6 protein-coding genes are annotated in these 6,835 nt (G+C 25.7%); 4 read left to right on the top strand and 2 right to left on the bottom strand.

All coding sequences use genetic code 11. The annotated features are described in order from the left end of the window. Positions 1-416: 416 nt before the first annotated feature. From MBFIL_RS01580 to MBFIL_RS01570, 3 genes are all read left to right on the top strand, one after another. The gene (locus tag MBFIL_RS01580; protein WP_066970829.1) at positions 417-1,352 is read left to right on the top strand and encodes a cell wall biosynthesis protein; all 936 of its coding nucleotides are present in this window, start codon (positions 417-419) and stop codon (positions 1,350-1,352) included. A 419-nt stretch (positions 1,353-1,771) separates the two neighbouring features. After that, entirely contained in the window at positions 1,772-2,320 is a 549-nt protein-coding gene (locus tag MBFIL_RS01575) for a nitroreductase family protein (protein WP_066970827.1), read from the top strand. A 32-nt stretch (positions 2,321-2,352) separates the two neighbouring features. After that, the gene (locus MBFIL_RS01570) at positions 2,353-3,432 is read left to right on the top strand and encodes a glycosyltransferase (protein ID WP_066970825.1); all 1,080 of its coding nucleotides are present in this window, start codon (positions 2,353-2,355) and stop codon (positions 3,430-3,432) included. Positions 3,433-3,624: 192 nt separating this feature from the next. On the opposite strand, the gene MBFIL_RS01565 is transcribed toward MBFIL_RS01570, so the two are convergent. Continuing rightward, positions 3,625-4,929: an FAD-dependent oxidoreductase gene (locus MBFIL_RS01565; RefSeq protein ID WP_066970832.1), complete on the bottom strand. Its 1,305-nt coding sequence runs from the start codon at positions 4,927-4,929 to the stop codon at positions 3,625-3,627. Between the two features lie 461 nt (positions 4,930-5,390). On the opposite strand from MBFIL_RS01565, the gene MBFIL_RS01560 reads away from it, so the two are divergent. Next, on the top strand, positions 5,391-5,648 hold the full coding sequence (locus tag MBFIL_RS01560; protein ID WP_066970823.1) for a HypC/HybG/HupF family hydrogenase formation chaperone: 258 nt from the start codon (positions 5,391-5,393) through the stop codon (positions 5,646-5,648). A 260-nt stretch (positions 5,649-5,908) separates the two neighbouring features. Here the strand turns inward: MBFIL_RS01560 and MBFIL_RS01555 are convergent, their stop codons facing one another. Next, positions 5,909-6,412 (bottom strand): amino acid-binding protein, encoded by a 504-nt coding sequence (locus tag MBFIL_RS01555; RefSeq protein ID WP_066970821.1) that lies wholly within the window; start codon positions 6,410-6,412, stop codon positions 5,909-5,911. Positions 6,413-6,835 lie beyond the last annotated feature (423 nt).

The following is a 6,835-nucleotide window of genomic DNA, read 5'->3' as shown; positions in this document are numbered from 1 at the left end:
AAAACACATTTAAAAAGTTTAAAACTAAAACACAAAAAATAGACCAAAAAACTAAAACAAAAACTAAAAAACATCTAAAACCATATCCAACAATCATAAACCTTTATTTTAATTATGGATAAACTCCTTTATATCATTTTTATATTACTTATTTTTATCTTATTAATTATAATTTTTTCACTGTAGTTTAGTTTAGTCATTTATTTTAATAGCTATTCTTATTTTTTCTTAAATTTCCTTTTAAATTATTAAAATAAGAATAAATATTATATATTATTAGATATATAAATAAAATGTAATATTTTATAAATTAATATATTTATTTATTAATACTTGATTCAATCTTATTAAAATTGACTATAATTTGTTCAATTCGTAATTTTAATATTTAAATCATTATATTAGGAACTTAAACTATGACCTCTGTACTTTTAAATACCTCTATTTCATTAATAATATGGGCGTTTATTTTAGCTTTCGTATCAACCATGGCTTTAAACATTATATTCCGTAAATTAGCTAAGCTTGGTGTTTTAGGGAATTTATACTCTTCTTCTGTTAGGGGAGGTACTCCTCGTGGTATTGGAGTAGTTCCTTTTATTTTATTAAGTGTGCTTTTACCTCCTCGATTTAATGAGTTAGTATTGTTAATGGGTATTTTTGCATTTCTTGATGATATATTAGGTAGGAGGAAAATTGGCAAGTCTTCTATAGAATGGGGACAATTATTTAGAGGTATTGGTATATTATCTGTAATTTGTTTAGGATATCCATTGATGGGACCATCAATAATCCTTGTAGCACTACTTGTTCAACCATTAAACATATCAGACATGCAACCAGGGATAACATGTAGTGTTGTAATATTAATGAGCGTTTTTACAGTACTTTCTATGTTCATCATTGGAATTCCTGTGTTATCAGAGTCTTTAGTGTTCTTTTCTCCAATAATAATAGCTGTTATATGTTTAGGTTATGCTCCTTTAGATTATAAAGGTTTAATAATGATGGGTGAAGTAGGAAATCATGCATTTGCAATAGCACTTGGGATAATATTCTATCTTTTAGGTGGATTTATAGCTACATTTCTATTATTCATTGCAACAACGGCATTAATAGCATTTATGAGAAGAAAATATCTTAAACAATTCTTAACTAGAAATTTAGGGATTAAAAATCCATGTTTTGGAGATTATTTTATGGATATATTAACTGGAGGAGGATTAGGAGATTTAGTTAGAAGAATTTTACTTGGAAAAAAACAAATTAAAGTCACTATTCCTATTCTAATTATTTTTGGTTTTAGAAGATTGCTATACAACCCATATGCACCATATAGGTACAATAGATGAAATAAACACCTTATAAATTTAAAAACAATATTTTAACAAAATGACTTAATTTCATTTATTTTACTTTATGTTCTATGATTTTTTATTCTTATTTTACTTATTATGCTCTATAATTTTGTATTCATTATTTTTACTTTTATAATCTTATTTTAATTATTATTATCACTAATTTCAGTTATTAATATTTTAATTTTTATTAATATTTTAAATAAAGTTTTTATATTAAAAATAACAAATATTATTTAATATAAATTATATTTAGTTGAATTTAAATCAATTTATTAATCTATATTAACTTGATTATTATTATTATTTGATTTATTCAATTTCATTATAAGTAGGGATTAGCTAAATTAATTTATTTAAATTAGTTAAATTAATTTATTTAATTTAATTACTAATGTTAGGAGTTTTTAAGCATGACAGATATATTTGAAGTTATTAATAATCGTAGAAGTGTTAGACAGTATAGTAATGAACAATTAAAAGAAGATGAAGTTAAAAAGATATTAGATGCTGGTATCATGGCACCAACAGCCAGAGGGGAAGCGCCTTGGCATTTTACTGTGATTCAAAGTTCTGATCTTTTGAAATATATAAATGAAACTTCTATTGACTTGATGTTGAAATCAGATAATGAATTTTTCCAAGCTATTGCAAAATCAGGTAGGAACATATTACATGAAGCTCCAACTGTCATTGTTGTTTCTGGTAGGGAAGATGCAACTAATATTCAGGCAGATTGCAGTGCAGCTATTGAAAATATACTTCTTGCAGCTGAAGGGTTAAACATTGGCTCTTGCTGGGTTGGATTAATAGCTATTTTCTTTGAAGATGCTGAAAATGTTGCAAAATTACAGATACCTGAAGGATATGTTCCGTTATATGGTGTTACATTAGGTTATAAGGTTTCTGAAAGGGAAGGAAATCCTAAAAGGAACAAAAATGTTGTTAACTGGATTAAGTAATTAAATTTTGGCTTATTAATTTATATGATAAAATGAAAGCTTTACTTGTTATAACTGGAAGAGGAATGGGAGGAGACGCTGTTAATGCACTTAATATTGCTCGTGCATTAGAGGATAACGGTGTAGAATGTGAATTAGCATTAGATCCTAAAGCTCCTGGTCTTATTTTTAAGAAAAATGGATATGATTGGTACAAAATATCAATTCCTCAAGCAGGAGGGCATGCTGCTACTAAAATAGCTACAATAAAAGCAGCATTTAGAACATTAAAAGCAGGATTACAAGCTCGAAAATTGATTAAAAAATCAAAAACAGATGTTGTAGTGGGTATAATAGGAGGAGGAGCAGTTGTAGGAGCAATTGGTGCTAAAATAGCTAAAACTCCATCTGTAAGTATAATTGACACACCACTTGACACGAAAGTATGTACAAGACTAAATAATTGTATTGTTCTTCCAGAAGCTAAGTTATTTAGAGAAGATATAATTCCAAATAATGTGATTAAATCATTTTTCCCTTTAACAACAGGACTTACAAAAGGAAATAAAGAAGTAGCTATTAAAAACATCAGAGATAGGGATAAAAACAAGTTATTTGATCCAAGCAAACCAAGTATTCTTTTCTCTTCAGGTTCTTCTTTATTTGAGATGATGGCAAAGGCAGTATCAAATTACACTTATGATTCTTCTCTTTCTGATCATTATAATTTGTTTTTAGTTGGAATTCCTCTTGAAGAAGATTATCTTAGTTTAATTGATACAGAAAAAGTGATTAATTTAGGCTATATTGATTGGATTAGAGATCTGTATGATTTAATCGATTTAGCTGTTTTAACTGATGATGGAGTCATGATTCAAGAAGCAATGGCTTGTGAACTTCCAGCTATTGCACTCACAAGAGTAAAATATGGAAGATATCATAATATGGCAGGAATATTTCCTGGGGCTGTAATTGAATCAGATTTAGAAGATTTAAACACTCAAATTGAAGAATCTCTGAAGAATCTTGATGAAATAAAAAATAATGCTAAAAAATACAGTAATGAGGTAACTTCAGCTGGAGATAAAATAGCTAAATTCATTATCAATGAAGTAAATAAAGATAAGAAGTAAAATAATAGAGTAATGGAATAAAACAGTTAATAGAATACTATAAACTGTTATAATAGGTTATAATAGAATACTATGAAATGTTATAATAGAATACTATAAACTGTTATAATAGGTTATAATAGAATACTATAAACTGTTATAATAGAATAACCTTGTTACTAATGTTCTGTTAATTTAAACAAGCTATTTCTATTATATTTTTTCAATAAGATGGTGAAATATATTAGTTGTAGGGTGTATCTCTATGAAATCTTCTGCAAAGTCTTCTAAGTTGTTTTCCATTAAATATGCTATAAATGCAATATCACTCACTGCTGATGGTGAAATACTGTATGCTCCAGTAATATTTCCTGTTTTTGGGTTATAAGATATTTTTGAAAAGCCTGTATCTTTATTTAATACTCTCCAAAAGCTTCCAGGTCCTCCAGCACCAGGCATTGAAATTGTTTTTGTTTCTTCTTTATCTATTTGTTTTTCTCCTTGATTTTTGTTTGTTTTAATTGCGTATCCTATATCCATATCCAATGCAAAGCTTTGAGGAATGTTTTTGTAGTTAAAAACACTAGAATATCCTGCCATATTTCTTGCAGCTATAATTCCTTCCATTCTTGCTATTGTTGTTAGGTTTATTCCTCCTATAACGTCTCCTGCAGCATAAATATTCTTTTTACTTGTTTCCATTAATTTATTTACTTTAATATGCTTTTTTTGGTCTAAATCTACTAAATCTTCGACTATTTTGGAGTTTGGCAATCTTCCTGTTGCAAATAATGTTGATCCTTCAAATTTTCCATTTGAAACTTCGAGTTTATCTTTTTTAACTTCTAATATCTCTTGATTTTCATGGATTTTAACATTTTTCAATATTTTGTTTATTATATATTTTCGTAAATCTTTATCTAATCCTTCAAGCATTTCTCCTCTAACTATTAAATTAACCTCACTTCCAAAGGATGAAAATAAACCCGCTAATTCAGATGCAATATGCCCTCCACCAATGATATTTAGCTTTTCAGGAACTTTTTTTAATTTAAGAATGTCTTTACTTGTTAATCCATGTTCAAATCCTTTTATTTTTGGAATAAAAGGTCTTCCACCTGTAGCTATTAATAATTTATCGTAATTGAAGCTTTCACCGTTTACAGTAACTTCATTATTATTTACTTTGGCTTCACCATATATGATCTGATTATTGACAGATTCATTTTCTTCTTGATGAATCTTTCTAATCATTTTTTGGGTTTCATGGATTTTATTTACAATATCTAAGTAAGATATTTCTATATTTCCTTTTAAAAATCCTAATTCTTCAAATCTTTTTTTATTATTTAAAAATCTGGCTACATCATTTAATGCACAGATAACCATACATCCTTCATTTAAACAGTTTCCTGCAATGTATTTCTTTTCAATTAATATTGCTTCTTCACCTAATTTTCCAAGTTCAAGCCCAGCTAGCCTTCCTGCAGGTCCTGATCCAATTATAATATTTTTCATTTTACTATTTCCTTTATTTAATTTGTATTTAATGTTTTTAGACATTGCCTTTTAATATTACTTGATTTTAATATCATTTTTAAAATTTTACATTTTCAATGATTAATAAATTGGGAATATTTTAATTTTAAATAGGAATTGTCATTTCTTTTATAGTGATAGTAATAATAAAATTATTACTTTCAATATTATTCATAAACTATACTTGTTTTATTATTTTTAATAGTATTCATAGTTTATATTATAATATCTATTTATTTTATTATTAATTTTAAATTTCATATTTTTAATTTACAATTTGTTTATTTTGTTCAAATTTTGTTTTTATTGAAAATATTAAATCATATCATAAACTAAATAGTTATATATAATGTCACATCCAAATAAGATATAATATCAATATAATTAAACATAAATACTGATTATTAATTAAATTATTAATGTGATATAGGAGGATTTTTATGTGTATTGCAGCACCTGCTCAGATTGTTGAGCTAAATAGTGAGGAAAAGATAGGTTTTGTTGATTTTGGAGGAGTAAGACAACAAATAAAATTAGATTTAGTAGATGGCATAGAATTAGGTAAATATGTTCTTGTTCATGCAGGTTATGCTATTGAAGTTTTAGATGATCAAGCAGCTAAAGAATCTCTTGAAGCATGGGATGAATTATTAGATATCTTAGATGAAGAAGATAAATTAAAAGAGTCTTCTAATTAATTATATCTACTACTAATATATCTTATCTAATATACATCTTACTGTTTATTAGTTAATATTATCTTAATCTATACATAATTCTATCTTAATCTATACATACTTCTTTAATAATTTTATTAATAATAACTGTTAATAATAGTTAACATTTAGACTTAATTAGTTAATATTATCTTAATCTATACATAATTCTATCTTAATCTATACATACTTCTTTAATAATTTTATTAATAATAACTATTAATAATAGTTAACATTTAGACTTAATATATTGAAACTCGTGTTACTCCTTCTATTTTTAAAAATTCTTTTAATAATTCTCCAGGAATTGGGGATTCAGTAATTATAGTTAAAACTGGATTTTCATTCATATGAGTATCATTAGCATATGCTTGCCTTATATTTATTTTTTTCGAGTATATTAATTTACTTACTTCTGTTAAAATACCATAATTTTTGTGGTTTACTTCAATTTCAAGGACACCCAAGCCAATGTTTTGGGCTATGTTTTTAAGTAATGTTCCTGCAGGGATTATGTTTTTAAATATATTTGATAATTTTTCATCTTTTAAAATAGATTTTATAGTTGATTTTATAGCTCGTCTGTCTACTTCAGCAACTTTTGCAAGTGAAGCATCATTTATTTTAAGGTCTCCACAATATATTTTTCCATCATCCCCTACTCTAAGACCTAATTCTATCATTTTCACTGCTACACTTAGTCTTGCAGGATACTTTTCAAATGCACTACTTAGTTCTTTCCACATTTAATTCACATCTTTGTACTGTACTTAGTTGTACATTAATGTATTTAATTAATACTTTGTATTCATAGTTTATATATTTGTCACTTAATTATTAAAAATTGGAAACAAACTTTTAAAAATGAGAATCAGATATTTCTCTAAAATCCTGAAAATAAAAGTTAAAAGTTTAAGAATTAAAATCAGTGGGTTAAATTTATTCATGAAATGAATCTTTGCTTTTTAGTCTTTTTAGTAATACTTTTAATTAGAAATATATCTAATAATTGAGGATTCGTATTTAATAATTTTCTTTTTATAGGAGATGTCCCATAATTCAATAGATAATTAATTAAGACTCATTTTCTTAAATAAGTATTTTAAGAGTCTTATATTGTTGATAAATTAATTATATGGATATTTAATTAGTTATATAAATTGAATTTT

Source organism: Methanobrevibacter filiformis (assembly GCF_001639265.1).
GTDB lineage: Archaea > Methanobacteriota > Methanobacteria > Methanobacteriales > Methanobacteriaceae > Methanacia > Methanacia filiformis.
The sequence above is the reverse complement of the archived record's forward strand: the minus strand, read 5'-3'. Positions and strand labels throughout refer to the sequence as shown.

What these genes read in the sequence shown, in the direction of transcription:
- MBFIL_RS01555 (WP_066970821.1), bottom strand. Translation starts at nt 6,412, where the DNA reads ATGTGGAAAGAACTAAGTAGTGCATTTGAAAAGTATCCTGCAAGACTA.
- MBFIL_RS01580 (WP_066970829.1), top strand. Translation starts at nt 417, where the DNA reads ATGACCTCTGTACTTTTAAATACCTCTATTTCATTAATAATATGGGCG.
- MBFIL_RS01570 (WP_066970825.1), top strand. Translation starts at nt 2,353, where the DNA reads ATGAAAGCTTTACTTGTTATAACTGGAAGAGGAATGGGAGGAGACGCT.
- MBFIL_RS01575 (WP_066970827.1), top strand. Translation starts at nt 1,772, where the DNA reads ATGACAGATATATTTGAAGTTATTAATAATCGTAGAAGTGTTAGACAG.
- MBFIL_RS01565 (WP_066970832.1), bottom strand. Translation starts at nt 4,929, where the DNA reads ATGAAAAATATTATAATTGGATCAGGACCTGCAGGAAGGCTAGCTGGG.
- MBFIL_RS01560 (WP_066970823.1), top strand. Translation starts at nt 5,391, where the DNA reads ATGTGTATTGCAGCACCTGCTCAGATTGTTGAGCTAAATAGTGAGGAA.